This is a genomic window from Novosphingobium sp. Chol11, assembly GCF_900218065.1.
GTDB classification, from domain to species: Bacteria; Pseudomonadota; Alphaproteobacteria; order Sphingomonadales; family Sphingomonadaceae; genus Sphingobium; species Sphingobium agri.
Genome location: NZ_OBMU01000001.1, coordinates 1,415,878 through 1,442,163, shown reverse-complemented (window position 1 = coordinate 1,442,163; position 26,286 = coordinate 1,415,878). Strand labels below are relative to the sequence as shown.

The 26,286-nt window shown below is 62.9% G+C and carries 22 protein-coding genes and 1 tRNA gene; 8 read left to right on the top strand and 15 right to left on the bottom strand.

What is annotated here, in order from left to right:
* Positions 1-80: 80 nt before the first annotated feature.
* Genes NCHOL11_RS07150 through NCHOL11_RS07140 form a run of 3 tightly spaced genes read left to right on the top strand, consistent with a single transcriptional unit; the run spans position 81 to position 2,647 of the window.
* Positions 81-803, top strand: a complete 723-nt coding sequence (locus NCHOL11_RS07150) for a ParA family protein (protein WP_097092796.1) — start codon at positions 81-83, stop codon at positions 801-803.
* Between the two features lie 13 nt (positions 804-816).
* On the top strand, positions 817-1,335 hold the full coding sequence (locus NCHOL11_RS07145) for a hypothetical protein (RefSeq protein ID WP_097092795.1): 519 nt from the start codon (positions 817-819) through the stop codon (positions 1,333-1,335).
* Between the two features lie 10 nt (positions 1,336-1,345).
* Positions 1,346-2,647, top strand: coding sequence for an SPOR domain-containing protein (locus NCHOL11_RS07140; protein ID WP_097091684.1), 1,302 nt, complete (start codon positions 1,346-1,348; stop codon positions 2,645-2,647).
* A gap of 180 nt (positions 2,648-2,827) precedes the next feature.
* Here NCHOL11_RS07140 and NCHOL11_RS07135 read toward each other — a convergent pair.
* The 3 genes from NCHOL11_RS07135 to moaA form a co-directional block, all read right to left on the bottom strand.
* Positions 2,828-2,902, bottom strand: a tRNA-Asn gene (locus NCHOL11_RS07135).
* A 79-nt stretch (positions 2,903-2,981) separates the two neighbouring features.
* A complete protein-coding gene (locus NCHOL11_RS07130) occupies positions 2,982-3,758 on the bottom strand; it encodes an NAD kinase (RefSeq protein ID WP_097091683.1) in 777 nt (258 codons plus the stop codon).
* Positions 3,755-4,768 (bottom strand): GTP 3',8-cyclase MoaA, encoded by a 1,014-nt coding sequence (gene moaA / locus NCHOL11_RS07125; protein WP_097091682.1) that lies wholly within the window; start codon positions 4,766-4,768, stop codon positions 3,755-3,757. Before moaA ends, NCHOL11_RS07130 begins: the two co-directional genes overlap by 4 nt.
* A 122-nt stretch (positions 4,769-4,890) precedes the next feature.
* Between moaA and NCHOL11_RS07120 the strand changes: the two genes are divergently transcribed.
* A complete protein-coding gene (locus NCHOL11_RS07120; RefSeq protein ID WP_097091681.1) occupies positions 4,891-6,909 on the top strand; it encodes a putative bifunctional diguanylate cyclase/phosphodiesterase in 2,019 nt (672 codons plus the stop codon).
* Between the two features lie 7 nt (positions 6,910-6,916).
* Here NCHOL11_RS07120 and NCHOL11_RS07115 read toward each other — a convergent pair whose 3' ends face one another.
* From NCHOL11_RS07115 to NCHOL11_RS07100, 4 genes are all read right to left on the bottom strand, one after another.
* A complete protein-coding gene (locus NCHOL11_RS07115) occupies positions 6,917-7,657 on the bottom strand; it encodes a TorF family putative porin (RefSeq protein WP_097091680.1) in 741 nt (246 codons plus the stop codon).
* Positions 7,629-8,039: a hypothetical protein gene (locus NCHOL11_RS07110; protein WP_097091679.1), complete on the bottom strand. Its 411-nt coding sequence runs from the start codon at positions 8,037-8,039 to the stop codon at positions 7,629-7,631. Before NCHOL11_RS07110 ends, NCHOL11_RS07115 begins: the two co-directional genes overlap by 29 nt.
* Positions 8,040-8,174: 135 nt before the next feature.
* Positions 8,175-11,636 carry a transcription-repair coupling factor gene (mfd, locus tag NCHOL11_RS07105; RefSeq protein WP_097091678.1) on the bottom strand — a complete coding sequence of 1,154 codons (3,462 nt, stop codon included), beginning with the start codon at positions 11,634-11,636 and terminating at the stop codon, positions 8,175-8,177.
* A gap of 148 nt (positions 11,637-11,784) precedes the next feature.
* Positions 11,785-12,054 carry an FAD assembly factor SdhE gene (locus NCHOL11_RS07100; RefSeq protein WP_097092794.1) on the bottom strand — a complete coding sequence of 90 codons (270 nt, stop codon included), beginning with the start codon at positions 12,052-12,054 and terminating at the stop codon, positions 11,785-11,787.
* Positions 12,055-12,154: 100 nt separating this feature from the next.
* Here NCHOL11_RS07100 and recG point away from each other — a divergent pair, with 100 nt between their 5' ends.
* Positions 12,155-14,218 carry an ATP-dependent DNA helicase RecG gene (recG, locus tag NCHOL11_RS07095; RefSeq protein WP_097091677.1) on the top strand — a complete coding sequence of 688 codons (2,064 nt, stop codon included), beginning with the start codon at positions 12,155-12,157 and terminating at the stop codon, positions 14,216-14,218.
* Between the two features lie 61 nt (positions 14,219-14,279).
* Entirely contained in the window at positions 14,280-15,371 is a 1,092-nt protein-coding gene (locus NCHOL11_RS07090; protein ID WP_097092793.1) for a mechanosensitive ion channel family protein, read from the top strand.
* Here NCHOL11_RS07090 and NCHOL11_RS07085 read toward each other — a convergent pair.
* Positions 15,343-15,696, bottom strand: a complete 354-nt coding sequence (locus NCHOL11_RS07085; protein ID WP_097091676.1) for a PilZ domain-containing protein — start codon at positions 15,694-15,696, stop codon at positions 15,343-15,345. The two genes, NCHOL11_RS07090 and NCHOL11_RS07085, sit on opposite strands and share 29 nt — an antisense overlap.
* 75 nt (positions 15,697-15,771) lie before the next feature.
* Complete coding sequence (gene tyrS, locus NCHOL11_RS07080) at positions 15,772-16,989, bottom strand: tyrosine--tRNA ligase (protein WP_097091675.1); 1,218 nt, start codon at positions 16,987-16,989, stop codon at positions 15,772-15,774.
* Between the two features lie 130 nt (positions 16,990-17,119).
* Between tyrS and NCHOL11_RS07075 the strand changes: the two genes are divergently transcribed.
* Positions 17,120-18,208 (top strand): anhydro-N-acetylmuramic acid kinase, encoded by a 1,089-nt coding sequence (locus NCHOL11_RS07075; RefSeq protein WP_097091674.1) that lies wholly within the window; start codon positions 17,120-17,122, stop codon positions 18,206-18,208.
* Between the two features lie 6 nt (positions 18,209-18,214).
* On the opposite strand, the gene NCHOL11_RS07070 is transcribed toward NCHOL11_RS07075, so the two are convergent.
* Positions 18,215-19,390 (bottom strand): vWA domain-containing protein, encoded by a 1,176-nt coding sequence (locus tag NCHOL11_RS07070; RefSeq protein WP_097091673.1) that lies wholly within the window; start codon positions 19,388-19,390, stop codon positions 18,215-18,217.
* A gap of 127 nt (positions 19,391-19,517) precedes the next feature.
* Between NCHOL11_RS07070 and NCHOL11_RS07065 the strand changes: the two genes are divergently transcribed.
* Positions 19,518-20,897: a methyl-accepting chemotaxis protein gene (locus NCHOL11_RS07065; protein ID WP_097091672.1), complete on the top strand. Its 1,380-nt coding sequence runs from the start codon at positions 19,518-19,520 to the stop codon at positions 20,895-20,897.
* Positions 20,898-20,902: 5 nt separating this feature from the next.
* Here the strand turns inward: NCHOL11_RS07065 and NCHOL11_RS07060 are convergent, their stop codons facing one another.
* The 5 genes from NCHOL11_RS07060 to rpoD form a co-directional block, all read right to left on the bottom strand.
* A complete protein-coding gene (locus NCHOL11_RS07060) occupies positions 20,903-21,925 on the bottom strand; it encodes a hypothetical protein (protein ID WP_097091671.1) in 1,023 nt (340 codons plus the stop codon).
* 91 nt (positions 21,926-22,016) lie between these two features.
* A complete protein-coding gene (locus NCHOL11_RS07055; protein WP_097091670.1) occupies positions 22,017-22,430 on the bottom strand; it encodes a GFA family protein in 414 nt (137 codons plus the stop codon).
* 62 nt (positions 22,431-22,492) lie between these two features.
* Positions 22,493-23,338: an AAA family ATPase gene (locus tag NCHOL11_RS07050; protein ID WP_097091669.1), complete on the bottom strand. Its 846-nt coding sequence runs from the start codon at positions 23,336-23,338 to the stop codon at positions 22,493-22,495.
* Positions 23,339-23,398: 60 nt separating this feature from the next.
* The gene (locus NCHOL11_RS07045) at positions 23,399-24,079 is read right to left on the bottom strand and encodes a DUF6975 family protein (protein WP_097092792.1); all 681 of its coding nucleotides are present in this window, start codon (positions 24,077-24,079) and stop codon (positions 23,399-23,401) included.
* Positions 24,080-24,216: 137 nt separating this feature from the next.
* Entirely contained in the window at positions 24,217-26,265 is a 2,049-nt protein-coding gene (gene rpoD, locus NCHOL11_RS07040; RefSeq protein WP_097091668.1) for an RNA polymerase sigma factor RpoD, read from the bottom strand.
* Between the last annotated feature and the right edge of the window lie 21 nt (positions 26,266-26,286).

Here is a 26,286-nt window from a genome sequence, read left to right as displayed (position 1 = left end):
AGGATGCGGGCATGTTAACCAAATCTTAGGCGCGGCCATGGCAGTCCAATGTGCAATTGGATTTTCTGGGGGAAACGCGCGTGCGCATACTCGCATTGGCATCGCAAAAGGGCGGATCGGGGAAGACCACCTTGTCTGGTCATCTGGCTGTACAGGCGCAGAGGGCTGGCGCTGGCCCGGTGGTTCTTATCGACATCGATCCCCAGGGTTCGCTGGCCGACTGGTGGAACGAGCGCGAAGCCGAGTTTCCCGCCTTTGCCCAGACGACTGTCGCACGCCTCGCGGCGGATCTTGAAATCCTGCGGCAGCAGGGTTTCAAGCTTGCCGTCATCGACACGCCTCCTGCCATCACCATGGCGATTCAGAGCGTCATTTCCGTCGCCGAGTTGATCGTGGTGCCGACCCGTCCCAGTCCTCATGACCTCCGCGCCGTCGGTGCCACGGTCGACCTGTGCGATCGGGCGGGCAAGCCCCTGATCTTCGTTGTCAACGCTGCCACTCCCAAGGCGCGCATCACGTCGGAAGCCGCCGTTGCGCTTTCACAGCATGGCACTGTCGCGCCTGTGACGCTGCACCATCGCACGGACTTTGCCGCATCGATGATCGACGGACGCACGGTCATGGAGGTGGATCCCAACGGGCGCTCTGCTGGCGAAGTCACGCAATTGTGGAGCTATGTCTCCGATCGCCTTGAAAAGAATTTCCGCCGGACGGTCTTCTCGGTCCCTAATGGGACGGCGGGCACCAGCGGCGCAGTTCGTCCGGCGACGGGTGGCTTTGGCCGCCGCGTCGTGGGCCAGTAAGGGAGGGATGAAAATGGCCGAACCCAAGCCTCTCGCTTCGCTGACTTCCGGACTGCTCGCCCGGAAGGGCGCTGCCCAGCCTGCCATGCGCCGCCCCGTCATGGGCTTCGGCCAACAAGCGACAGCGGCGCTTTTGCAGGATGATCTTGGCTGGAATGACATGGGCTTCGACGTTACCGAGCCCGAGCCTGTTCCTGCCGAGCCTCGCGCCGTAGTCGGCCTGACCCCGATGACGCAGCCGCCCGCCGCAGCGCCGGTGCCCACGGTGATGGTCGAACGGGAAGAACTGGCGGAGCGCATGGAAGCAGCGGTCAAGACGATCGCTCCTGCCAAGCGCGCAGTCGCAAAAGGCCGCAAAGCTGCCTTCACCCTCCGTCTGGATGCGGACCGTCATCTGAAGCTTCGCCTTGCAAGCGCGGTCGTCGGCCGTTCCGCCCAGCAGATGATGACCGAGGCTCTGGACAATTTCCTCGCCGCTTTGCCCGAAATCGACAAGCTCGCGCAGCAGTTGCCGCGCGACGAAGCGAAGTAAAGGATCAGCCATGAAGCGCAGCGCTCTCTCCAAGGCGGCACTCTCGTCGCTGATCGTCGGAACAACCATGGTCGGCTGCACGGGGGCAGCGTTCCGTCCCTCCGCTATTGCCGCGCCTAAGCAGAATCCGGTTCGCGCCACCGCTGCGATCGAAAAAGCGCTCGCCGGCCGGGATGGCGCGCGCGCCGTCGCAGCGGCGGAGTTGGCGGTTCAGGCTGCTCCCCAGGATGCGAACTATCGGCAATTGCTTGGCCGCGCCTATATCGCGAGCGGCCGCTTCGTCTCGGCGGAAGCTGCCCTCAGCGAAGCAATGACGCTCGGCAACCGGGACCCGCGCACGATCATCAGCCTGGCCTTGGTCAAGGTGGCTTTGGGCAAGAATGACGCGGCTCGCGAACTGCTCGTGACCAATGCGGACGTTGTCCCTGCCAGTGATTACGGCCTTGCAATGGCCATGGCAGGCGACCCGGGAGAGGGTGTCCGTATCCTGTCCGAAGCCATTCATGATCCGTCGGCGACTGCGCGGACACGCCAGAACCTCGCCTATGCCTATGCGCTGGCCGGCCGTTGGAAAGATGCGCGCGTGATGGCGGGCCTCGATCTCGATCCGCTCGCCGCCAATCAGCGTATCGCGCAGTGGGCGCAGACAGCGGCTCCTGACTTCGCACAGCAACGGATCGCTGGCCTGATGGGCGTCACTTTCGACGGCAATGATGTCGGCCAGCCCGTCGCTCTGGCTCTCGCGCCCGAGGCTGCGCCCGCTCAAATGGCTGAGGCAGCTTCGCCGGAAATGCCTGCCGCTCCCGTTGCCGAGCAGGCTGCCGCTACCGAAATGGCCCAGGCGGAAGCCGTCCGACAGCCCGTTGATTTCACGCCTTATGCGGCTCCCGCGCCGGTCAATAAAGCGTCACGACTAGGGAAGAAGAGCGCCTCGGCCAGCCTCTCTACACCCATTCGCGCGGCGCGGGCGGTTCGTCAGTCGGTCCGCTTCGACGGAAAGGGCAACAGCGCGTGGGTGGTCCAGCTCGGAGCTTATGCAAATACCGCGATTGCGAAGGAAAAATGGTATGAGATGGCGCGCCGCAACAGCGCGATCTCCGCTTTGCCGGTGCTGACCAGTCAGATTACCGTCAATGGCGTCAGCTATGCTCGCCTTGCCGTCAGCGGCTTCGATGATCGCGTGGAGGCGGACGCACTCTGCCGCGCCATCCGCACTCGCCGGGGTCAATGTTTCGTCCGGGAAAAGGCGCCCGGCGCAGCCCCGCAGCGTTGGGCGCTCGCATCCAAGCCACGCCAGTTCGCTTCGCGCTGAACACCCGCCTTTCTGATCGTATCACCTCGCCTCCCTGTTGGGGGCGAGGTTTTTCGTATCATCGGCCCCGCTGACAGCGGTAGACTGAAGCAGCCGGATTAAGAGCGCTGAAGGCGCAAGCTCACAGCCCGTACACCCTACATTTTTGCTGATTTCTGGAGCCGCCTTAGTAGGCAAAAGTGGCTCCCCGAGTAGGATTCGAACCTACGGCCATTCGATTAACAGTCGAATGCTCTACCGCTGAGCTATCGGGGAGCAGCCCGGCTCTCGCTGGGCAGGCCGCGCCTATAGCAGCGAGATTCTTGGGATGGCAAGGGCAGATTTGCGAATTTTTTCAGGCAATGAATTGTTCTGCCGCGATCCGGTCATCCAGCGTATGTTCAGGGTCGAAAAGCAGGGTCAGCGGCGTGCCCCGATCGATCTGCACCTCGACCTCCGCAACGTCACGGACTTCCCGCTGATCCGCCACGGCGCTCACTGGACGCTTGACCGGATCAAGCACCGTAAAGCGGATTGCCGTGCTTTCCGGCAGGATGGCGCCACGCCAGCGGCGGGGACGAAAGGGACTGATCGGCGTCAATGCCACCAGACCCGATCCCAGCGGAAGGATAGGGCCATGAGCTGACAGATTATAGGCCGTCGATCCGGCGGGCGTCGCCACCAGCACGCCATCGCACACCAGTTCGGTCAGCGCCGTCCGCCCATTCACCTGGACTTCCAGCTTCGCCGTCTGGCGCGTCTCGCGCAGCAGAGACACTTCGTTGATGGCGGGGATGGAAAAGCGCTCCCCGTCAACCGTATCTACAGTCATGCGTAGCGGGTTGACCTTGAAAAGCTTGGCCGCCTCGATCCGCTGCTCCAGCCGTTCCAGCCGCCACTCGTTCATCAAAAAGCCGACGGTGCCCAAATTCATCCCGAACACGGGCATGATCCGGCGGCTTTCCAGCATGGAGTGCAGGGTTTGCAGCATGAAACCATCGCCACCCAGCGCGATGATCATATTTGCTTGCTCGACAGGCACGAAGTCATAGGCTGCGCGAAGCCGCTCCTCGGCTGCCTTGGCGGACTGGGTAGGGGAGGCGAGCAGAGCGCGCCGTGGCTCCTCGCTCATCCGCCGGTTACACTCATATGGCGATTGACCGCGGCGGCAGGCGCGTTGCCGCCGATCCGGAAATCATGGCTGGCAGGCTTCAGCCGCAGGGCGCGGTCGATCAGCGGCTGAACCGCATCGACGCCGCCCTCGCGGAATGCGGTCTTGAGATCCACATGATCCTCATGCCCCAGGCACATGAATATCTTTCCTTCGCAGGTCATGCGCATGCGGTTGCAATCCGCACAAAAGTTGTTGGTGAGTGGCGTGATAAGCCCCAATCTCACGCCCATCCCTTCGACCGCATGATATCTTGAAGGTCCGCCCGTGCGATGCGCTATCGGCAGCAGTTCATGATGCAGCCTCAATTGCTCGACCACTTGGGTCAGCGGCAGATAATGGTCCGTGCGATCCTCGCCCGTCTCGCCCAGCGGCATCGTCTCGATCAATGTGAGGTCAAACCCTTCACGATCGCACCATTGGAGCATCGACAGGATTTCGTCTTCGTTGATGCCCTTCAAGGCGACCATGTTGATCTTGACCGCGAGACCCGCCGCCTTCGCCGCGGCCAGCCCCTCGATCACCGGCCGAATGTCGCCATTGCGGGTGACATGAGCGAACCGCTCCGGATCGCGGCTGTCGAGGCTGACGTTGATCCGCCGGACGCCCGCATCGAAAAGCGCTTCGGCATGCTGGGCCAGCCGTGTGCCGTTGGTCGTCAGCGTCAGTTCGTCCAGGCCTTCGCCAAGGTGGCGGCCAATCCGCCGCACCAGATCGACAATGTCCCGCCGTACCAGCGGCTCGCCGCCGGTCAGCCGTATCTTGCGCACGCCGCGCGCTATGAAGAGGTCCGCAAGCAGCGCGATCTCTTCCAGCGTCAGCACCTGGTCCTTGGGCAGGAAGGTCATGCGCTCCGCCATGCAATAGCGGCAGCGCAGGTCGCATCTATCCGTGACCGAAATCCGCAAATAGCTGATCCGGCGGCCCAACGCATCGGTCAGGCCCGTGCGCCGAAGATCGGGCTTGTTCATGCTCAACTAGCTAAGCCATGGCAAAGTCCGGTGCAAGCACTGCCGGTTGCAGGGTCATGAACAGGTCGCTAACGCCTGTCTGCTACATGCCTCGACATGCGCTGTAGTCTGGGAGTTTCGATGTGAGCGGTGAAACCGCACTGCGTGGCCAGCGCAGCCTTTTCATTCTGTCGCCAGGCGACAGGGACGGATTGTCTCGCGCGGCGGCGCTGGCGGGTTGGCGCGCCATCGCGGCGCGGCGATCGAAGGACGCAGCCCAGCGTTTCCTGCACAGCGACGCGCAGATTGCCCTCATTGATGCCCGTGGCTCCGCAGAAGATGGTGAAACGTTGATTGAAGCACTGGCGCCCGCCGTCGAGGCTGGTGGCGGCGCGATTATCGTGCTGATCGATGAAAGCGCGCTCGGGTCTGTCACAGCTTTGCTGGACGCGGGGGCCACTCATTTCCTCGCGGCTCCCTACGCGCCTGACCAGATGCGGGCGACGCTCGCGTCGGCGCAGCGCCTGATCGATCGCCTGGGGGGCGGCGCGGCATCCAGCCAGCGCGCTCAGCGGATAAGGCGAGGCGATGCCCTATTTTGGGAAATGGACAAGGGAGGACGTGTCGTCCGCCTGAGCGACAATCTTGCGCGGCATCTAAACCTTGATCGGCAGGTTATCAGCCCCGCGCGTTTTGCCCGCTGCTTGCCCCGTGCGGAGCGCCGGTCGGTGATTGCGGGCTTGCGCGGCATGATGCGGTCGGGCCGGACCGAATCCTTCGCGCATGCTGCCCCTGGGCGGCCGGGCGATCGTCTCGTTCATCACCTCCGCCTTATCGATGGGGTTGTTGCCGCCGACGTCGAATGGCTCTCTGACACGCATGGCGACGACGCAACCGGCCGCGATGACCTGACCGGCCTTCGCTCCCGGCAGGCAGCCCTTGAATGGCTGGAGAAGCGATCGGGTCTCGCCACGACGATCCTCCTCCTTTCCATCAGCCAGTTCGATCGGATGAACGCCGCATATGGTCAGGTAGTCGGCGATGCCTTGCTTGGCCGCATCGCCCGGCGGATCGAGCGCATGGCGGCTGACGCAGCGCCCGGTGCCGTCGTGGCCCGCATCGCCGGAACGGAGTTCCTCGTCGGCCTTACCGGAGCCGCCGCCGCGAGCGAACGCGCGACCTTCCTCGCGCGCCAGCTGATCGGCGCGGTCGGCCGCCCGTTCAGTGCGGGCGATCACCTTATCCGCCTCACCGCCCGCTGCGGCATCGCGCAGTCACGCGCCGACGATGATGCCACACGCCTGCTTCGCCGCGCGGGCACGGCGCTGGCCGACGCGCGGGCAGGCGGCGGGGAGGGCATCCGCATTTTCTCGGCCGAAAAACGCAGCCGCCAGGTGGATGCCGACCAACTTGAAACCGACCTGCGGCTTGCGCTTGATCGGGGAGAGATCGGCATAGTGTTCCAGCCGCAATATCCGATCGGTGGTGATCATATGACGGGCGTGGAGGCGCTCGCGCGATGGAATCATCCACAATATGGCTCGCTGGGCGCGGGCATGTTGTTCGCCACTGCCGAACGATCGGACTATATGCTGCCGCTGTCCGCCCACATTCAGGCGGAAGCCCTGCGTCAGGCGGCTGCCTGGCCACAGGCGCTTTCGCATTTGCGCCTGTCGATCAACGTGACCGCCGCCGACATCGCACAGCCCGGCTTCATGCCGCAGTTCCTTGGCCTGGTTGACGGCAGCGGCTTCCCGCGTTCGCGGCTGACGGTCGAGATTACCGAAAGCGGCCTGATCGAGAATGTCGCTGCCGCATCGGCGCTGCTGACGGCTCTTCGTGCAGAGGGCCTCGCAGTTGCGGTCGATGACTTCGGCACCGGCTACTCAAGCCTCGCCTATCTCAAGAGCCTGCCGCTCGACTATCTCAAGATCGACAGCGGATTGGCTCAGGATATCGCTGGCACGGCGCGGGACAGGATCGTGGTCCGGGGCGTCATCCACATGGCCAAGTCACTGGGGCTGTCCGTCATTGCCGAGGGCGTCGAGACGCAACAGCAACTCGATCTTCTCGCGCGCGAAGGATGCGACTTCTACCAGGGCTTTTTGCGGTCAGCGGGCGTATCATCCGCCGAGTTGGCCACCATGGCGCTGAAGGGTTGAACCTGGCCTAGAAAGCAATCCCCGCCCGGCCGATCAGCGTCGCACCTGAGTGGCGTGCATCATCGATGCTGCTGTTGGCATAGCGCACGCCTGCAAACCATCGCCGTTGCAGATAATCCACGCTGATCCCATGGTCCCAATAGGAGCCGCCCGGCCGTAAACGGTATGCATTGCCCTCATCGCGCACGCTGCCGCTGGAGCGCCCGACATGAGCCGAAACAGTAAGGGGCGTTCCTGGAATGCCCGTCGAGGCTGCTGCCGACAGATAGAGATTGTCGCCACCAATTGATCCTTGCCTCGGCGCGTAGCTGGCGTTGAGATCGATATTGGCGGGGCCGATCATAAAAGCCGCGCCCGCTCCAAATTCCCCATATCCTTGCCCCGATGCGCCCGGGAAAAGATGATATGTGCCCCTGGCCGAAAGCCGCCATCCGTCCAACTGCCGCGCATAGGACGCGCCGAGATCCACCACAGCGTCAGCGCCGCCATGGCGATCGCTGCTCCACAAGGATGTTGCCGCAGCGTCGAAACTCAGTTCGTCGGTCGCCTGGAGGGCGACAGACCCCCGCACGACGGGCTCGCCATCGCTCCAGCTGAGGCCTCGTCTACGCTCATCGCTTGCAACCTCGACGGTTCCCGAAATCGTGTCGGCATATTGTGCTAGAGCGGGCGAGGCGCTGGCGGCCAGCAAAAGCGCAGCCGCCAACGTCACGCGCATGTCAGTTTGAAGCAAGGTTACGGACAGCATCGAGCTCAGCCATTAGCGGCGCACGATCCCGTTCGGCAACTGATATCAGATGTTCGCGAATGGCCGCTTCATGCCGGGCCAGGTTGCGTTCACCCGACTTGCGATCAGGCGTGCATGCGCCATGCTCGCTTCCGGAAATTCGCTTGTGGGCAGAAACGGTGCGCGCAAGCGCCGGGCCGTGGTTGAGCGCGCGGTCAACCACCACGGTGGCGGTCCACTGGCACCGCTGCATGTCCATGCGATTGGGCGTCTTAGCCCCAACCGTCTTCGTCGAAATATCAACGCGTGCGGAATAGGTCGCTTGCACCGGCGTTCCGCCATGGTCGATCTGTACGCTGTGCGTGGCAGCAGCCGCCGCCATCGCTACGAGTGTCGAAATCATGTCAATCTCCTGCTTGACGCCGGACTTTGCTGCCCAGTCATCGAAGCGGGATTTAGTTGGACCATGTTGCTGATACTTTGCTGGGGCACGACAAAGCGGTGCTGGCACGAGGCTCGACGGCGGCGCTCTCCACCATCAGGAAGCCGCCTTCGCCAACCCTTTCGACAATTGCAACGCGCCGTTCAGCCGGGCCGCCGGGTCGGCCCACGCCCGGTTGACCACGACCTTGCTGTCCGGCCGCAGCCGCGCCACGCCGTTCAGGCGCTGGATATAGGCCACCAAGCCCTCCGGCTTGGGGAAGCGATCCTCGAAAAAGCAGACCAGCGCGCCCTTCGGCCCCACATCGATCTTCGAGATATTGGCCGTTACGCAATTCTGTTTGATCTCGATGATCTTGAACAGGTTCTGCGTGGGCGCAGGCAGCTTGCCGAAACGGTCGATCAATTCCGCCGCGAAAGCCTCCAGCCCCTGCCGGTCCTCCACCTCGTTCAGGCGGCGATACAGACCCATGCGCAGGTCCAGGTCTGGCACATAGTCCTCGGGTATCAGGATCGGTGCATCGACGGTGATCTGCGGCGAGAAGCTCTCCCGCTTCTCGATCCCTGCGCCGCCAGCCTTGGCCTCCAGGATCGCGTCCTCCAGCATCGACTGGTACAGCTCGAACCCGACCTCCTTGATGTGGCCCGATTGCTCGTCACCCACCAGATTGCCTGCACCACGAATGTCGAGGTCATGGCTCGCCAGCTGGAACCCGGCCCCGAGCGTATCCAGATCGGACAGCACCTTCAGCCGCTTCTCCGCCGTCTCCGTGATCACGCGGTTGGCAGGCGTCGTGAAATAGGCATAGGCCCGCGTCTTCGACCGTCCGACGCGCCCCCGAAGCTGGTACAGCTGCGCAAGCCCGAAGCGGTCTGCGCGATGGATGATCAACGTGTTGGCGGAAGGAATGTCGAGGCCGCTTTCCACGATCGTGGTCGACAGCAGCACGTCATAGCGCTTGTCGTAAAAGGCCGACATCCGCTCCTCGACTTCACCGGCCGCCATTTGCCCATGGGCGACGATCGGCTTAACCTCCGGCACTTCGGTCCGCAGATACTCCTCCACCTCGGTCAGGTCCGAAATGCGCGGCACCACGAAGAAGCTCTGACCGCCGCGATAATGTTCACGCAGCAGCGCCTCCCGTATCACTACGCCATCCCATGGCATGATGTAGGTCCGCACCGCCAGGCGATCGACTGGCGGAGTCTGGATCACCGAGAGTTCGCGCAGGCCCGACATCGCCATCTGCAAGGTGCGCGGGATGGGAGTCGCAGTCAGCGTCAGCACATGGACATCAGTTTTGAGCGACTTCAGCCGCTCCTTGTGGGTAACGCCGAACCGCTGTTCCTCGTCGACGATCACCAATCCCAGCCGCTTGAAATCCAGCCCCTTGGCCAGCAGCGCATGGGTGCCGACAACGATGTCGATCGTCCCGTCCGCCAGCCCAGCCTTAACGGCCTTGGCCTCCTTGTCTGGCACCAGCCGCGACAGCCGCCCGATATTCACCGGAAAGCCCCGGAACCGCTCTTCGAAATTCATATGATGCTGCCGGGCAAGCAGGGTCGTCGGACAGATCACCACCACCTGCATGCCCGCCATGGCCGCCACGAATGCGGCGCGCAATGCGACCTCGGTCTTGCCGAAACCCACGTCGCCGCACACCAGCCGATCCATGGGTCGTCCCGCGCCCAGATCCTCGACCACGTCCATGATGGCGCGATCCTGATCCTCCGTCTCCTGATAGGGGAAGCGGTCGACGAACGCGGGATAACCGGCGCTGTCCGGCTCGGCCACCGTCGCCGCCCGCAGCGCGCGCTCCGCCGCTGTCTTGAGCAATTCACCCGCGATCTCGCGGATGCGCTCCTTCATCTTTGCCTTGCGCCGCTGCCAGGCCTCGCCGCCCAGCCTGTCGAGGCTCACGCCCTCGCTGTCGGACCCGTAGCGGGAAAGAACCTCCAGATTCTCCACCGGCACATAGAGCTTGTCGCCGCCCGCATATTCCAACGCCACGCAATCATGCGCCGCCTTGGCGACCGGGATCTGCGTCAGGCCCTCATAGCGCCCAATCCCATGGTCCATATGCACCACCAGATCGCCCGGCGAGAGCGTCGCCAATTCCTGCAAGAAGGCGTCGGCATTCTTCTTCCGCTTGGCCCGCCGCACCAGCCGGTCGCCCAGCATGTCCTGCTCGGTCAGCACCGCCACATCAGGCGCGGTGAAGCCATGATCCAAGGGCAGTACGGTCAGCACCGTACTCCCGCCCGCAGCTATCCCCAGCGCCTCCTGCCAGCTATCCGCCGCTGCGACGCGCTTCAGTCCATGATCGACCAGCAACCCCGAAAGCCGCTCCCGCGCACCGCCCGAGTAGCTGGCGATGACAACCTTCTTCTTCGCCCGTTGCAGCGAAGCGATATGTTTGCCCACGGCTTCATAGACGTTGGCGTTCTGCGCCCGCTCCGGAGCAAAGTCGCGCGGCCCATCGACTTCGAAGTCGAGTACGGTCGCGCTTTCCGGTTCATGGAAGGGCGTCGTAGCATGCATCGGCCATTCCCTGACGATGCCTTCCCACTCATCCGCGTCCAGATAGAGCGCCTTCGGCTCCAAAGGCCTGTATGCCCCCGGGTCCGACGATTTCGCCTGCACGCGATTGGCATGATAATCCCGGATCGCTTCGAACCGAGCCTCCGCCGCGCCCGCCACGCCATGGTCCAGCACGACCAATGTGTCATCGCCCAGATGTTCGGTCGTCGGCACCAGCCGTTCTTCGAACAGCGGCAGCCAATGCTCCATCCCCGCCAGCCGCCGCCCGTCGCTCACCGCCTGATAGAGCGGATCGCCTGTCGCAGTCGCGCCGAACGTTTCGCGATAGCGTCCACGAAAGCGCTTGATCGTCTCCTCGTCCAGCAGAGCCTCGGAGGCGGGGAGGAGGGTGAAGCCCTCCACGCTCCCGCTCGTCCGCTGATCGGCGGGGTCGAACCGCCGCACTGTTTCGATCTCATCGCCGAAGAAATCGAGCCGCAGCGGCTGTTCCTCACCCCCGGGGAACAGGTCGACAATGCCGCCGCGAATGGCGAACTCGCCCCGGTCGTGCACGGTGTCGGTGCGCACATAGCCATTGGCCTGCAACATCTCGGCCAGCCGGGAAATCGCGATGCGCTCCTTGGGCGCAAGCTTGGCCACCAGTTGCCGTACGCGGAAAGGCGTCAACGTGCGTTGCGTCAGGGCATTCAGCGTCGTCAGCACCAGCTGCGGCCCCTTGGGCTTGCCCTGCAATGCATAAAGCCCCGCCAGCCGCGCCGAAGCCGAGCGCAGCGACGGACTGGCCCGGTCGTAGGGCAGACAGTCCCATGCCGGAATCTCCACGATCTCGATTTCTGGCGCGAAATAATGGGCCGTATCCGCCACCGCCCGCATCAGTTGCTCGTCGGGTGCGACAAACAAGGCGCGTGAAGGCGCCGCTCGCGCGATGTCCGCCAGCAGCCAGGGCTGAAAGCCGGCTGGCACTCCCGCCAGCGTTATGGGGGAGGGGGCTTTAAGAATCTTGAGAAGGTCGGTCATTCGCTACTCGGTCCCCCTCCCGCTGGCGGGAGGGGATAGGGGTGGGCATTCCAGCAGAGGTGGTGCAGGCCCACCCCGCTGCGACTAGCCTCGCCTACGGCTCGGCAAGTCTCGCTGCCCCTCCCGCTTGCGGGAGGGGAGTATCTCGTCACTTCTTCCCAATCTCGACAAAATCCATCTTCACGAACTTGTCCCACATCGGCCCACGCCATTGCTCCGGCAGCGGCAAGGTGCCCAAGGCCCAAGCCATGATGTCGGCATCCTGTTCCTCGATAAACCTCTCGAACCAGTCGATTTCCTCGGCTCCCCACTCGGCATGATAGCGGTCGAAGAAACCGCCGACCGCCAGGTCCGCTTCCTTGATGCCACGATGCCAGGCCCGGAACTGCAGGCGGCGGATGCGGGGATCTTCGTTCACAATTTGTTCCTTGCGCGAGTACGGCAACATTACCGATCGCCAAAATGCCTGACGGATGTTTGCGCATCGTCCCGGCTGGGCTAGATGGCGTCAGATAGACATGCGCCCGGATATCCTCAACCCACTCTTCGCTGAGATCGAAGCCTTGAAGGGCGTCGGCCCTGCGCTTGCCAAGCCGCTTGAGCGTCTGGGGCTGGCACGTGCAGTGGACGTGGCGTTTCACCTGCCGGTCAGCTTCATTGATCGCCATATGGTGGATGAGCTGATCCTGTCCGACTCGGGCCGGGTGATCGGTATCACGCTCACGCCAACCGACTACCGCGCATCCGGCAGTGCCCGCGCACCTTTTCGTGTGATCGCGCAGGACAAGCACGGCAACACGGTCGCGCTCGTCTATTTCGGCCGCAACAGCGCGTGGCCACGCAAGCTGCTGCCCTTGAACGAACCCAAATTCATTTCCGGCAAGCTGGAGGCGTACGGGGACAACCTCCAGATCGTTCATCCCGACTATGTCCTCCCGCCAGAGGAAGCCGCCACCATCCCCGCGCGGGAGCCGGTCTATGGCCTGTCCGAAGGCCTCACCAACAACCGTCTGCGTGACCTTGTTGCCCAGTCGCTCAGCCGCGCCCCGGACCTTCCTGAATGGATCGAACCCAGCTTGCTTGCGCGCAAGGATTGGCCAACATGGCGCGAGGCCTTGGGCCGAATCCACGCGGACCCCAGCGACGCCAAGGCTCGCGAGCGGCTCGCCTATGACGAAATCTTCGCTGGCCAGCTCGCCCTGATGCTGGTCCGTCAATCTTCCCGCAAACGCCGGGGCGTGCCGATCGAAGGCGACGGACGCCTGCGCGCCATGCTCAAGCTGCCGTTCGCCCCAACAGGTGCTCAGCGCCGCGCGATGGGGGAGATTGACGGCGACATGGCCCAACCCGTGCCCATGCTCCGCCTCCTTCAAGGGGACGTCGGCTCGGGTAAGACCCTCGTCGCCCTCATGGCCCTCCTCAACACCGTGGAGGCCGGTGCGCAGGCCGCGCTCCTCGCCCCGACGGAAATCCTCGCTCGACAGCATCATGAAACGCTGCGCAAGATGGCGTCGGGCCTCCCCGTCACCATTGCGATCCTTACTGGCCGCGAAAAGGGGAGGGTGCGCGAATCCACCCTCATGGGCCTCGCCGACGGCAGCATCGACGTCCTCGTCGGCACCCACGCCATCTTCCAGGAAGCCGTCCGCTACAAGAATCTCGCCCTCGCGGTGATCGACGAACAGCATCGCTTCGGCGTCGCCCAGCGCATGATGCTCGCCGCCAAGGCAGAGCGCACGCCGCATCTGCTGGTGATGACCGCGACGCCGATCCCCCGCACCCTGACGCTCACCTATTATGGCGAGATGGACGTTTCACGGCTGGATGAAATGCCGCCCGGCCGCCAGCCGATCCAGACCGTCGTAATGGCGGCCAACCGTCTCGATGAAGTGGTCGAAGCGCTCGCCCGCCATGTCGAAGGCGGCGGCCAAGCCTATTGGGTCTGCCCCCTGGTCGAAGAAAGCGAAACCAGCGATCAGGCCGCCGCCGAAGCCCGGGCGGAACTACTGAGGACACGATTCGGCGACCTCGTCGGTTTGGTCCATGGCCGGATGAAAGGGCCAGAAAAGGACGCGGCGATGGAGGCTTTCGCCTCCGCCCGCACAAAGATCCTCGTCGCCACCACCGTCATCGAAGTCGGCGTCGATGTCCCCAACTCGAACCTCATCATCATCGAGGGCGCGGATCGCTTCGGCCTTGCACAACTCCACCAGCTCCGGGGCCGGGTAGGCCGGGGCCAGAACCACAGCGTCTGCATCCTCCTGCGCGGCGGCGCCCTGAGCGAAACCAGCCGCGCGCGATTAGCACTCATGCGCGAAACCAATGACGGCTTCCGCATTGCCGAAGAAGACCTTCGCCTCCGTGGCGCAGGCGAAATCCTCGGCACCCGCCAGTCGGGAGAGGCGCAGCTGAAGATCGCCACTCCTGAACATCTGTCCGCGCTCCTCGACAGCGCCCGCGACGACGCCCATCTCCTCATCGATCGGGACGGCGGTCTGAACGAGGCGCGCGGCCAGGCAGCCAGGACCTGCCTTTACCTGTTCGAACGGGACGCAGCGGTGGGATTGCTCCGAAGCGGCTGATCCGCGCGACGAAATGCTGCGACAGCGAAACCATCGAACGCCCGCTGTCGTTGCCAAGAGCATGCAATCCGACATCAGCCTGCATCACGTCACGCCGATCGCGGCGATCTTCATCGCGATCTCGGTCACCGTCGCCTTTCTGCTCCACTGGCTCGCCTATTGGATAGCGAACCGCATCGCGCGCCGCATGAAGCTCGATCCCGTCATCCTGCCCGCCATCTATCATCCGACCCGCTGGATCGTGGTCTTGATGGCACTTGCGGCAGGCATTCAGCCGCTGACCTTCAGCGATCGCATAGAGGCCATGTGGGCGATCGGATCAAAGATGCTCTTCACCCTGCTCGTCGGTTGGCTGATCTTCGCGTCCATGCGGGCCTTCCGCACCATTCTTGAGCGGCGCAGCGACATCACCGTCGAAGATAATCTGAAGGCCCGCCGCCAGCACACCCGCATCCGCATCCTTTACCGCGTGGCGCAGTTCATCATCGGCTTCCTGATCATATCCCTGATGCTGATCATGATTCCCGGTGTTCGCACCGTCGGCGTCACCTTGATGGCCTCGGCCGGTCTGGCGGGCCTTGCGGTCGGCGCAGCGGCGCAGCCAGCGCTAAAGAACCTGATCGCGGGCATCCAGATGGCCTTTTCCGAACCGATCCGACTGGACGATGTGGTGATCATCGAAGGAGAATGGGGCCGCATCGAGGATATCAAGCTCACCTATGTCGTTGTGCGCATCTGGGATGATCGGCGCATGGTCGTGCCTGTGTCCTATTTCCTCGAAAAGCCGTTCCAGAACTGGACGACCAAGACCTCCGACCTGCTTGGCACCGTCTTCCTCTATGTCGACCCTGCGGCGGATGTCGAACGTATTCGCGCGCATTTCGTGGAAGTGGTGAAGGCCAACAGCCGCTGGGATGGGCGCGTCGCCATCCTTCAGGTCACCGATCACAAGGCCGATGCGCTGGAACTGCGGGGCCTGCTCAGCGCGCGCAATGCCGGCATCGCCTTCGACCTGCGCTGCGAAGTGCGAGAGGCGATGATGACCTTCCTGCGCACCGAAATGCCGGAGGCGCTTGTCCGATCACGTCAGCGGGTCGAAGCCGATCAGAGCGTTGAACAGCTCTTTACCAGGCGGTCTGCCGTGGCGGGATGAGCGACAGCATCGCCTCATAGACCTGCGGGTCGATGGCTTGGCAAAACTCCACCCCGACCCGGCCGTCCTCGGCCCACCGAACATCGGCCTGCACATCCTTGACGACCGGCAGCCAGACTGAAATCCGCTCGCCAATCGTGACCTCCGCATCGGTGCGGCACATCAACCCGAGTTCGGAGATATTGATGACCCGGACGCCATGCGTTCGCCCCCGTGCGGCGATATGGCTGACCATATCCACCAGCACGCGGGGCGTGCGGCGCTGATTAACCGAAGGGTCCCGTGAACGGGCGACCTGAGCGAGGCTGGCGAGCACCGAAGACATGAGGAAAGCTTAAGGCGACGAACCTCGCCCTTTCCTTACCAGCTTTACTTAATCCGCCTTTAACTCTCTAAAGTTTCAAGCAGTTACTAACCCATGTTTCTTAGCGCCGAAGCTGACCTTGTCGCCGGGCTTCAACGTCAGCATCGGGTCGCTCACGACTTCGCCATTCACGCGGATCGCGCCTTCAGCCAGCTTGCGCCGGACCTCCTTGTTGGAGGTGGCAAAGCCTAGCGCGGCGGTGCCTTGTACGATTGTCAGCCCTTCCGCGCCGACGCTGATCGTCGGCAGGTTGGCATCCGAAGCGCCTTCCTCGAACGTCTTGCGCGCCGTCTCCGCCGCCGCCGCCGCTGCGTCGAAACCGCGGCAAAGCGCGGTCGCCTCATTGGCCAGGATCTTCTTCGCTTCGTTGATTTCGGAGCCCTGAAGCGCTGCCAGGCGCGCTACCTCGTCCATCGGCAGATCGGTGAACAGCCGCAGCCGGTTGGCCACGTCCGCGTCCGCCGTGTTGCGCCAGAACTGCCAATAATCATAGGTCGAAAGCTGATCTTCGTTCAGCCACACGGCGCCGCCGACCGTCTTGCCCATCTTCGTGCCATCGGCGTTGGTGAGAAGCGGTGTCGTCAGCCCGAACACCTGCGTACCATCGACCCGGCGCGCGAGTTCGACGCCATTGACGATATTCCCCCACTGGTCCGATCCGCCCATCTGCAACCGGCATCCCGATCGCCGCGAAAGCTCCAGAAAGTCATAGGCCTGGAGGATCATATAGTTGAACTCGAGGAAGGACAGCGACTGCTCACGGTCCAGCCGCAGCTTCACCGAATCAAAGCTCAGCATGCGGTTTATGGAGAAATGCTGGCCGATTTCCCGCAGGAAGGGAATATATTCCAGCCGATCGAGCCATTCGGCATTGTCGAGCATGACGGCATCGCTCGGCCCGTCACCAAAGGTCAGGAAGCGTTCGAACACGCGTTTGATGCTCGCGACATTCTCCGCGATCGTGTCGGTAGTCAGCAGCTTGCGCGCTTCGTCCTTGAAGCTCGGGTCCCCGATCTTGCCCGTTCCGCCGCCCATCAGGACGATGGGCTTGTGCCCCGCCTTCTGCAATTGCCGCAGCATCATGATCGAAACGAGGTGCCCGACATGCAGGGACGGTGCGGTCGGGTCGAAGCCGATATAGCCTGGAACGATCTGCTTGGCGGCAAGGGCATCGAGCCCTTCCGCATCAGTCAGCTGATGGATGTAACCACGTGCCTCCAGGAGGCGGAGCAGATCGGACGAGTAGCTGGTCATAATGCGCCGCCCTCTAGCATCGCGACACAACAACGTCATCCCCCGTCATCCTGATCTTGTGTCCCGATCCATTCGGCTACACAGAGCAGGAGAGAGCGGAAGGAAGGAAGCAGTGACCCAGACCCAACCCATGCTGGCGATCGGCCTCATGTCGGGCACGTCGCGTGACGGCATCGACGCCGCGCTCATCGAAACCGACGGAGAGGGCATCAGCAAACCCGTCGCGTTCCACGCCATGCCCTACCTCGATGGCTTCCGCATCCGCCTGGCCGAAGCGTGCCAGCGCGCCATGGCGATGGACAAGCCGGGCTTCGAGCCTCTCATCCAGTCCGTGGAAGGAGAACTCACCGAGCTTCATGTGGAGGCCGTTTCGGACCTTCTCGCGCGCAGCGGTCATGTCGCTCAGGATATCGCCGTTATCGGGTTTCATGGCCATACCGTCGCCCATCGGCCAGAATGGCGCTGGACGTGGCAAATCGGCGATGGCGCCGCCTTGGCAGGCGCTTTTGGTATACCCGTCGTTGGCGACCTCCGCAGCGCCGATGTTGCAGCGGGAGGGCAGGGGGCACCGCTGATGCCGGTCTATCACCGCGCCTTGGCAAGCGGCCTGCCGAAGCCTGTGGCAATCCTGAACCTTGGCGGCGTGGCCAACATCACCGCGATCGGAGAGGCAGGCGGCCTCCTCGCGTTCGACACTGGCATGGCAAGTGGCCTGATCGACAATTGGATGCAGACCCATAGCGGCAAGCCCTTCGACGAAAATGGCGTCACGGCGGCCAAGGGGCAGATCGATGAGGCCCGGCTTGCCAGCTTGATGGCCGACTCCTGGTTCGATCTGCCACCGCCCAAGAGCATCGACCGCGAAGCCTTCACACTCGACACGATGCGCGGCCTTTCACTCGAGGATGGAGCCGCAACGCTGACGGCCTTCACTGCTAAAGCGGTTGCACGCGCGCTTGATCACCTCCCATCCCCGCCTTCCGCCATCTATGTCGGCGGAGGCGGCCGCCATAATGCGACCCTGATGGCAATGCTGTCGGCATTCACCCATGCAGATGTGCGCCCGGTCGATGATCTCGGCTGGGACGGCGACGCCCTTGAAGCGCAGGGCTTTGCCTATATGGCTGTGCGCCGTCTCAAATCCCTGCCGATCAGCTTTCCCGGCACCACCGGCGTGCCTGTCCCGATGACGGGCGGCGTTCTCTTCGATCCGGCCTGACGCCACTCACCGCTTGCGGGTCAGCTCCCGCATCCCTTCATCGATGCCCTCTAGCGTCAGCGGATACATGCGCTGGCTCATGATCTCCCGGATCATCCGCGTCGATTGGCTATAGTCCCAATGGTCGCGAGGCGTCGGGTTCAGCCACACGGCCGCCGGATAGGTATGCAGCAATCGGCTCATCCACACCGCGCCCGGTTCTTCGTTCATATGTTCTACCGAACCGCCCGGATAGCTGATCTCATAAGGGCTCATCGCTGCATCGCCGACGAAGATGACCTTATAGTCATGGCCATATTTGTGCAGGATATCCCAGGTCGGGATACGCTCTGAAAAGCGGCGGCGATTGTCCTTCCACACGCCCTCATAAAGGCAGTTGTGGAAGTAGAAGAACTCCATGTTCTTGAACTCGGTCGTCGCGGCGGAAAACAGTTCCTCGCAAAGCCGGATGAACGGGTCCATCGATCCGCCAACGTCCAGGAACAGCAGCAGCTTGACCGCATTATGCCGCTCGGGCCGCATCCTTATGTCCAGCCATCCCTGCCGGGCCGTCCCCCGGATGGTTCCTTCCAGATCGAGTTCGCTCGCCGCACCTTCGCGAGCGAAGCGCCGCAGCCGTCGCAGCGCCACCTTGATGTTGCGCGTGCCCAGTTCCTTGCTGCTGTCGAGATTTTGAAACTCGCGTTTTTCCCACACCTTGATCGCGCGCTTGTGCCTGCTCTCGCCGCCGATGCGGATGCCTTCAGGATTATAGCCGCCATGGCCGAACGGCGATGTTCCGCCCGTGCCGATCCATTTGTTGCCGCCCTGATGGCGTCCTTTCTGCTCCTCCAGCCGTTTCTTCAGCGTCTCCATGATCTCGTCCCAGCTGCCCAGCGACTTGATCTTCTCCATTTCCTCGGCGCTCAGATATTTCTCCGCGACCAGGCGCAGCCACTCCTCAGGAATGTCGGCCTCGACGCCGCTCGCGTCCAACACGCCCTTGAAGACCTTCGCAAAGACCTGATCGAACCGGTCGATCAGTCCCTCGTCCTTCACATAAGTCGCCCGCGCGAGATAATAGAATTCCTCCGGCCTCTGCCCGATGACGTCACGATCCAGCGCCTCCAGTAGAAGCAGATGCTCCTTGATGCCGGCAGGAATGCCCGCGGCCCTGAGCGCGTCGAGAAAATTCAGCATCATGATGGCGGCCTTGTCCTTCAGCCACGTTACGGATGCAAGGGGCAGCGCATGGTTGGGAAAATGTTAAGTGTTGCATCGCATCGTTAACTGGGCAGTATCCAAGAGCGGGCGGTTGGGGTGACACTCATTGGAAAATGAGCATTTATTGACGGACCTTGGCGAGCGGTCGGGCGACGTTGCGCTGCAATGCAGCGAGACGGCGGGTTTCCTCGGCGAACTTACCCGTCGCATTCAGGCCGACTCGCAGCGGCTCACGCAGCTGCAATCGAACATGGAGGCTCTGGCGGGGAGCCAGAATGAAAGCGTCGTCGCGGCGGAGGAACTCAGCCTCACCTCGCGCCGCGCTGCCCGCATCATCGCGGAGGGTCACGAGGCGATCACCCAATCCCTGGCCCAGGTCGCCAGCCTCGTCGATCATGTCACTGGTTTGGAAGGGCGCCTGCGCCAGTTCCTCGGAGTGATTGAAACGGTCGGCGGCATATCCGACCAACTCGGCGCGATCGCTCGTCAAACCCGGCTTCTGGGCGTCAACGCCGCCATCGAAGCCGCACGTGGCGGCGAAGCGACGCAAGGCTTTGCCGTCGTGGCAGATGAAATCCGCCGCCTCGCCGGACAGGCAGGCGAGTCCGCAGCATCGGTCGGCGACAAGCTCGGCCAGTTGGACCGCGACGCGCGTCACCTGATCAGCGGCGTCGAGGCAAATATCGGCCGTGGCCGGGACGTCAGCGCGCATATCGACACGCTAAGCGTCACCATGGCGGAAATAGCCTCGCTCGTGACGCAGTTCGGCGAACGCTCTCACGCCATCGTAACCTGCACCAATGAAGCCGACGCTGACGTGGGCGCGCTGCGTCAGGGCCTCACCAATTTCAGCGAGTCCGCCGCCGAGAGCGCCCAGCGCGTCGAAATGGCGAAGGTCCAGCTTGAGCAGCTTGAGGGCATGGCGAACGGCATGCTCAACACCGCCGCCCATGGCGGGCACCGGACCCGCGACAGCCGCTACATCGCCTATGCCGAAGATGGCGCGGCGGAGGTGTCGCGAATGATCAATGTGGCTCTGGCTTCGGGTGAGCTCACGCCATCTGCTCTATTCGACGAGAATTACCGTCCGGTCCTGGGATCGGATCCGCCGCAATATGAAAATGGCTTCACCGCCTTTGCAGACAGCATCATCCGGCCAGTTCTGGACCGCCATACAGCGCAGGATAAAGCGATCGTCGGCTGCTGCCTGATCGACATGAACGGCTATCTGCCGACGCACATCTCATCGCGCAGCCAGCCCCAGCGGCCGGGGCAGGCAGCGTGGAACATGGAATATGCGCGCAACCGGCAGATTTTCATGGACAGCCAGACCCGCCGTGCGCTCGATGGCGACGGCGACTTCTTCCTCTTCACTTACCGTCAGGACCTTGGAGAAGGCCGCTACCGCGCGCTTCGCAGCGTGTTCGTGCCGCTGACGTTCGAAGGCCGCCGCTGGGGCCTGTACGAGGTCGGCTACCTCATCTGATTTCCTCAGTTCGTCGCGCCCTCGCGCACTATGACTTGGCCACTGGCAGCATAGGCCGCAGTCGCCCGCGCCTCAGCCGTTTGAGGGTCCTTGCCGTCCAGAATCTGGGCGATCTGCCGGGTACTCGGCACCCGGTCATAAACGCCGTAAAGCTTCGTTTCGCCCACCGAATGCATCGACAGCTGATAGCCGCGTCCGCCGCTCGCTGGATCAAAGGCCATGACCGTGCCCGCATCGTCGATCGGCACGATCACGGAAGCCCCGTGCGCTCGCTGCTGCTCCAGAACATCATAGCTGCCCTCACTGGTCTGCACATGGCCACGAATGCAGAAGGACGCAGCGCCCTCCCGCACAGGCTGCACATCAGCCCCAGTGGCGGCTCCCGAAGCGGTAAGCCGCGCGTCCCCGTCGTCTGCCTTCGGACAGTCCGCAAATCGCGCCGGAGAGATTGACCGGACGGCAGAAGCATCATCAAAGCGCAGTCCGCTCAGCATCCCATCCAGCCCCGCCAGCACCTCCCTGCGCCGTTCGCTCGGACCAGTGACGCGCAGCTTCACAAGCCAGCGGCCAGACTGGACGAAAGCCGCCGCCGTGGTCAGCGCCCCGTTCGCCGCATCATCATAAACCGCCCGGATGGCACGCCCGGCTTTGCCGTGAAGCGCAACGCCTTCATAAGCGGTACGGCGGGTCTTTGGCCCGAAACGATCCGTCACCGCGCGATCAGTCATGTAAGCGGCGATCGACGCACCCGCATAGCTTGGCAGATAGACGTACAAGGTCGCCTGAACCGCGCCATCATCAGACAGATATTGGGCGTAATTGTCGATTCCCTTGCCGCCGTTTGTGACTTCTCCACTCTTGGACAAGGACAGTCCGGCGACCGTCTGAGGCAGGCTGATCCCCGCAGCCCGTGCGCGAAGGCTGCCCTCGCTGGTAGCCCACGCCTCCTGCACATCGGCATCCTGCGACAATGCGGGCACCGGCAGAAGCAGGAGGAGTGGCAAGAGCGACAGGGCGAGCTTCGGCATAGGCATCCTTCCCGTTTCACGCCGTCTTGTCGCGGCTATGAAATACAGGAAGGAAGGTTGAGCCGAACCGCAGGGCGAAGGCAAGCGCCTTTTATGCGACCGGTGGAATCTGCGCCGGATAATGTGGCAGTTCCGGGTCCAGATGCGCCCAATGTGGTGCCGCCTCCGTCCAGATAACCGCCTGAGGCGCCAACAGGCCTGGATCATCCAGGGCGCCAGCCCTGATGAAGATCAGATGGGGCCGCGATTCGGCCATGCTGAACAAGGGCGTGCCGCATTGAGGGCAAAAGCCGCGGCGCATCCTGTTGCCGCTGTCGGCGATGCTCTCATGCCAACGGACCTCGCCCTTGGTCTGGACCTTCTCGGCCGGAAAGCAGACATTTACCGTTGCGGTGCCACCGCCAAGATATTGGCACAGCCTGCACCAGCACATACGCGCCGCCAGCGGTTCCGCATCGATCTGGACGCGAACCGTCCCGCACAGGCACCCGGCTTCATGTGTCATACGCCTCTCCCTCATTTGCCCCTTCCCAAAAGCGGTAGGGGTCGGGGAACGCGAATCAGTCCTTACCGTCCCTGCCGCCTCGCCATGAATGCCAGACGCTCGAACATCATGATATCCTGCTCATTCTTGAGCAGCGCGCCATGGAGTGGCGGAATGGCCTTTGTCGGGTCGCGATCCTGCAACACGTCCAGCGGCATGTCCTCGTTCAGCAGCAGCTTCAACCAGTCGAGCAACTCGCTGGTCGAAGGCTTCTTCTTCAGGCCCGGCACCTCCCGAATTTCGTAGAAGAGGTCGAGCGCCCGGCTGACCAGGATCTTCTGAATGCCGGGAAAGTGCACGTCGACAATGGCCTGCATCGTCTCGCGGTCGGGGAACTTGATATAATGGAAGAAGCAGCGCCGCAGGAAAGCGTCGGGCAACTCCTTCTCATTGTTGGAGGTGATGACCACTACCGGCCGCTCTTTCGCGGCGACCGTCTCTCCAGTCTCATAGACGTGGAAAGCCATGCGATCGAGTTCCTGCAACAGATCGTTGGGAAATTCGATGTCGGCCTTGTCGATCTCGTCGATCAGCAGCACGGGCAGGATGGGGGAGGTGAACGCCTCCCACAGCTTCCCCTTGCGGATATAATTGCTGATGTCATGGACGCGCGGGTCGCCCAGCTGGCCGTCGCGAAGGCGCGCCACCGCATCATATTCATACAGGCCCTGATGGGCTTTGGTCGTCGATTTGACGTTCCATTCGATCAGCGGCGCGTCCAGCGCCTTGGCGATTTCCTGCGCCAGCACCGTCTTGCCAGTACCCGGCTCACCCTTCACCAGCAGGGGGCGGCGCAGCAGCACCGCTGCGTTCACCGCCACCTTCAGGTCGTCGGTGGCGACATAGTCTTCCGTACCTTCAAACCGCATGAATCTTCGCTTTCCTCTACTGGCACCCGAGTAGGGAAAGCGATCACAGGCCGCAATCGCTTATTGTTTCTGCCGCCGGACCTCGGCCCGAGCTTTCAACAAGTCCCAAAGGCCGCGCTGCTGGCTGAGAAGTTGCCGCGCGCCGAACTGGATCGCGCGGTCTGCCGCGCTGTCTCCGCCGATCGCGCGCGCCATCGCGAAAGTCTCGGCCCGGCTCGGCAAATCGGTCGGATAGGGTTCCAGCCCGACCCGGATAGCAGCCATGTCGAGCACGCCGCGAACCGCCTGCCAATCCAGCACGAGCGCCATCGCGGCGCCCATGGCACAGCCGCGCCTGTCCGACTGAGCCAACATATCAAGAGCATGGCGCTGCTGGCTCACGATCGCTTCGCAATCGCTCTGGCCCGCCGTGCTGGGAACCGGCCCCAAGGCGACCGCCACCTGCGTCAGGTAAGCCCGCTCCCGCGCAAAGGCCGCGCCAGCCTGCACCAACCAGTTCCGCGCTGCGCCGTCCGCAGACCGGTTTGCCGCATGATCGATCACTCCAGGATGACGCCCGTGCAGCAGGCAGAGATAATGTGCGGCGTCCGCAAGGTCTGGCAGGCTCAATGCCGCGTCCCGTCCCGTCGCAGCGCGGGCGCTGCTCGCATGCGCATGACCGGCCGTGCCGTCAGCCGCCACCAGCGCTTCGATCACCTGGGAAATGTCGCCTGTCACCAGGCGTACTGCTGCTTCGTTCATGATAACCCCTGCGACCGCCGCGCCAGTATGTCCGTCAGCCGCCACCATAGGAAGCTCAGGTAAAAGAGCCGTTTATGGGACGAAAAAAAGGGCGGCCCGAAGCCGCCCTTTCTGTTCGTTTCGCCGTGCAACGACCTCTATTGGTCGAGGAAGCTGCGCATCTTGCGGCTGCGGCTCGGATGCTTGAGCTTGCGCAGCGCCTTTGCCTCGATCTGGCGGATACGTTCGCGGGTCACGCTGAACTGCTGGCCCACTTCCTCCAGCGTATGGTCGGTGTTCATGCCGATGCCAAAGCGCATGCGCAGCACGCGTTCCTCGCGCGGCGTCAGCGAAGCCAAAACGCGCGTCACCGTTTCCTTTAGGTTCGCCTGGATCGCGGCATCCACCGGAATGATGGCGTTCTTGTCCTCGATGAAGTCGCCCAGATGCGAATCCTCCTCGTCGCCGATCGGCGTTTCGAGGGAGATCGGCTCCTTGGCGATCTTCATCACCTTACGCACCTTCTCCAGCGGCATGGAAAGGCGCTCGGCCATTTCCTCCGGAGTCGGCTCGCGACCCTGCTCGTGCAGGAACTGGCGGGACGTGCGCACCAGCTTGTTGATCGTCTCGATCATATGGACCGGAATACGGATGGTCCGCGCCTGATCCGCGATTGATCGGGTGATCGCCTGACGAATCCACCAGGTCGCATAGGTGCTGAACTTGTAGCCGCGCCGATACTCGAACTTATCGACCGCCTTCATCAGGCCGATATTGCCTTCCTGAATGAGATCAAGGAATTGCAGGCCGCGGTTCGTATATTTTTTAGCGATGGAGATGACGAGGCGCAGGTTCGCCTCCACCATTTCCTTCTTCGCGATACGTGCTTCGCGTTCGCCCTTCTGAACCATGTTGACGATGCGGCGGAACTCGCCCAGCGACATGCCGGTCGCCTGCGCGATTTCGCTCACCTCGTTACGGATGCGCTCGACCGCACGACCCTCCGCCGCAGCGAAGGCCGCCCACTTCTTGTCGAGGCCCTGCACCTTATCGAGCCAGGCGTCGTCCAGTTCATGGTCCTTGTAGCGGTCGAGGAAGTCCTTGCGGCTTACCTTGTGCCGTTCAGCCAAGCGCAGTATCTGCCCGCCAAGCGCATTGAGACGCCGGTTATAGGCATAAAGCTGATCGACCAGATATTCGATCTTCTGCTGGTGGAACTGGACGCTCTCGACCTCGGCGGTCAGCTGCTCGCGCAATTCCTGATAATCGTCCTCCGCTTTCTGGCTTAGCGTCTCGCCATTGGCCATGGCGGCCATGCGCGATTCCTGCGCCTTGGAGAAGGCGCGGAAGATTTCGGTGATGGTCGCGAATTTCTCCAGCGCCATCGGCTTCAGCGTCTCTTCCATCTGGGCGAGGGAGAGGGTGTTGTCTTCCTCCTCTTCCTCTTCCACCCGGCGGGCTCGGCGCTCGGTCAGGCCGTCTTCGTCCTCGTCCGAATCGGCCGATTCCTCCTCTGGCTCTTCTTCTTCCTTGAAGCTCGGGCCAGCGGTCTTCTCGCTGATCTCCCCGTCATCGTCCTCGGCGCCTTCCTCCAGATTTTCCGGAGCAGGGTCCTTCGAAAGCATCGCATCGAGGTCCAGGATCTCGCGCAGCTGCATTTCGCCATTGTTGAGGGCGGTCGACCATTCGATGATCGCGTTGAAGGTCGTCGGGCTTTCGCACAACCCCAGGATCATCGTGTCCCGGCCAGCCTCGATACGCTTGGCGATGGCGATTTCGCCCTCGCGGCTGAGCAGTTCGACGGCACCCATTTCGCGCAGATACATGCGCACAGGGTCGTCGGTGCGATCGACCGTCTCCTTCTTCTTTTCGGTGACGAGCTTGGGCGCGCCATCGTCATCGCCCGAATCATCCTCGGCGTCTTCGGCATCCTCGCGCTCGCGCTGCTCGTCGCCGTCTTCGCTGGCTTCCTCATTCTCGACGATGTTCACGCCCATTTCGTTGAGCGCGGCCATGATGTCCTCGATCTGCTCGGAGGACATCTGGTCCTGCGGCAGGGCATCGTTCAGTTCGTCATAGGTGATGTAGCCGCGCTTCTTGGCACGCGCGATCAGCTTCTTGACCGAAGCCTCGTTCAGATCAAGGAGCGGCGCATCGCCGCTATCCACATCCTCGCCCGCACCCTTGCCTGTCGCCTTGCTCGCCATTTATTCGCCTTAGCTCCATCG

Excerpts from the sequence above, each read along its gene's own strand:
- NCHOL11_RS07145 (WP_097092795.1), top strand. The coding sequence starts at position 817 with ATGGCCGAACCCAAGCCTCTCGCTTCGCTGACTTCCGGACTGCTCGCC.
- NCHOL11_RS07140 (WP_097091684.1), top strand. The coding sequence starts at position 1,346 with ATGAAGCGCAGCGCTCTCTCCAAGGCGGCACTCTCGTCGCTGATCGTC.
- NCHOL11_RS07130 (WP_097091683.1), bottom strand. The coding sequence starts at position 3,758 with ATGAGCGAGGAGCCACGGCGCGCTCTGCTCGCCTCCCCTACCCAGTCC.
- moaA (WP_097091682.1), bottom strand. The coding sequence starts at position 4,768 with ATGAACAAGCCCGATCTTCGGCGCACGGGCCTGACCGATGCGTTGGGC.
- NCHOL11_RS07115 (WP_097091680.1), bottom strand. The coding sequence starts at position 7,657 with ATGCTGTCCGTAACCTTGCTTCAAACTGACATGCGCGTGACGTTGGCG.
- NCHOL11_RS07110 (WP_097091679.1), bottom strand. The coding sequence starts at position 8,039 with ATGATTTCGACACTCGTAGCGATGGCGGCGGCTGCTGCCACGCACAGC.
- mfd (WP_097091678.1), bottom strand. The coding sequence starts at position 11,636 with ATGACCGACCTTCTCAAGATTCTTAAAGCCCCCTCCCCCATAACGCTG.
- recG (WP_097091677.1), top strand. The coding sequence starts at position 12,155 with ATGCGCCCGGATATCCTCAACCCACTCTTCGCTGAGATCGAAGCCTTG.
- NCHOL11_RS07090 (WP_097092793.1), top strand. The coding sequence starts at position 14,280 with ATGCAATCCGACATCAGCCTGCATCACGTCACGCCGATCGCGGCGATC.
- NCHOL11_RS07085 (WP_097091676.1), bottom strand. The coding sequence starts at position 15,696 with ATGTCTTCGGTGCTCGCCAGCCTCGCTCAGGTCGCCCGTTCACGGGAC.
- tyrS (WP_097091675.1), bottom strand. The coding sequence starts at position 16,989 with ATGACCAGCTACTCGTCCGATCTGCTCCGCCTCCTGGAGGCACGTGGT.
- NCHOL11_RS07075 (WP_097091674.1), top strand. The coding sequence starts at position 17,120 with ATGCTGGCGATCGGCCTCATGTCGGGCACGTCGCGTGACGGCATCGAC.
- NCHOL11_RS07070 (WP_097091673.1), bottom strand. The coding sequence starts at position 19,390 with ATGATGCTGAATTTTCTCGACGCGCTCAGGGCCGCGGGCATTCCTGCC.
- NCHOL11_RS07060 (WP_097091671.1), bottom strand. The coding sequence starts at position 21,925 with ATGCCGAAGCTCGCCCTGTCGCTCTTGCCACTCCTCCTGCTTCTGCCG.
- NCHOL11_RS07055 (WP_097091670.1), bottom strand. The coding sequence starts at position 22,430 with ATGACACATGAAGCCGGGTGCCTGTGCGGGACGGTTCGCGTCCAGATC.
- NCHOL11_RS07050 (WP_097091669.1), bottom strand. The coding sequence starts at position 23,338 with ATGCGGTTTGAAGGTACGGAAGACTATGTCGCCACCGACGACCTGAAG.
- NCHOL11_RS07045 (WP_097092792.1), bottom strand. The coding sequence starts at position 24,079 with ATGAACGAAGCAGCAGTACGCCTGGTGACAGGCGACATTTCCCAGGTG.
- rpoD (WP_097091668.1), bottom strand. The coding sequence starts at position 26,265 with ATGGCGAGCAAGGCGACAGGCAAGGGTGCGGGCGAGGATGTGGATAGC.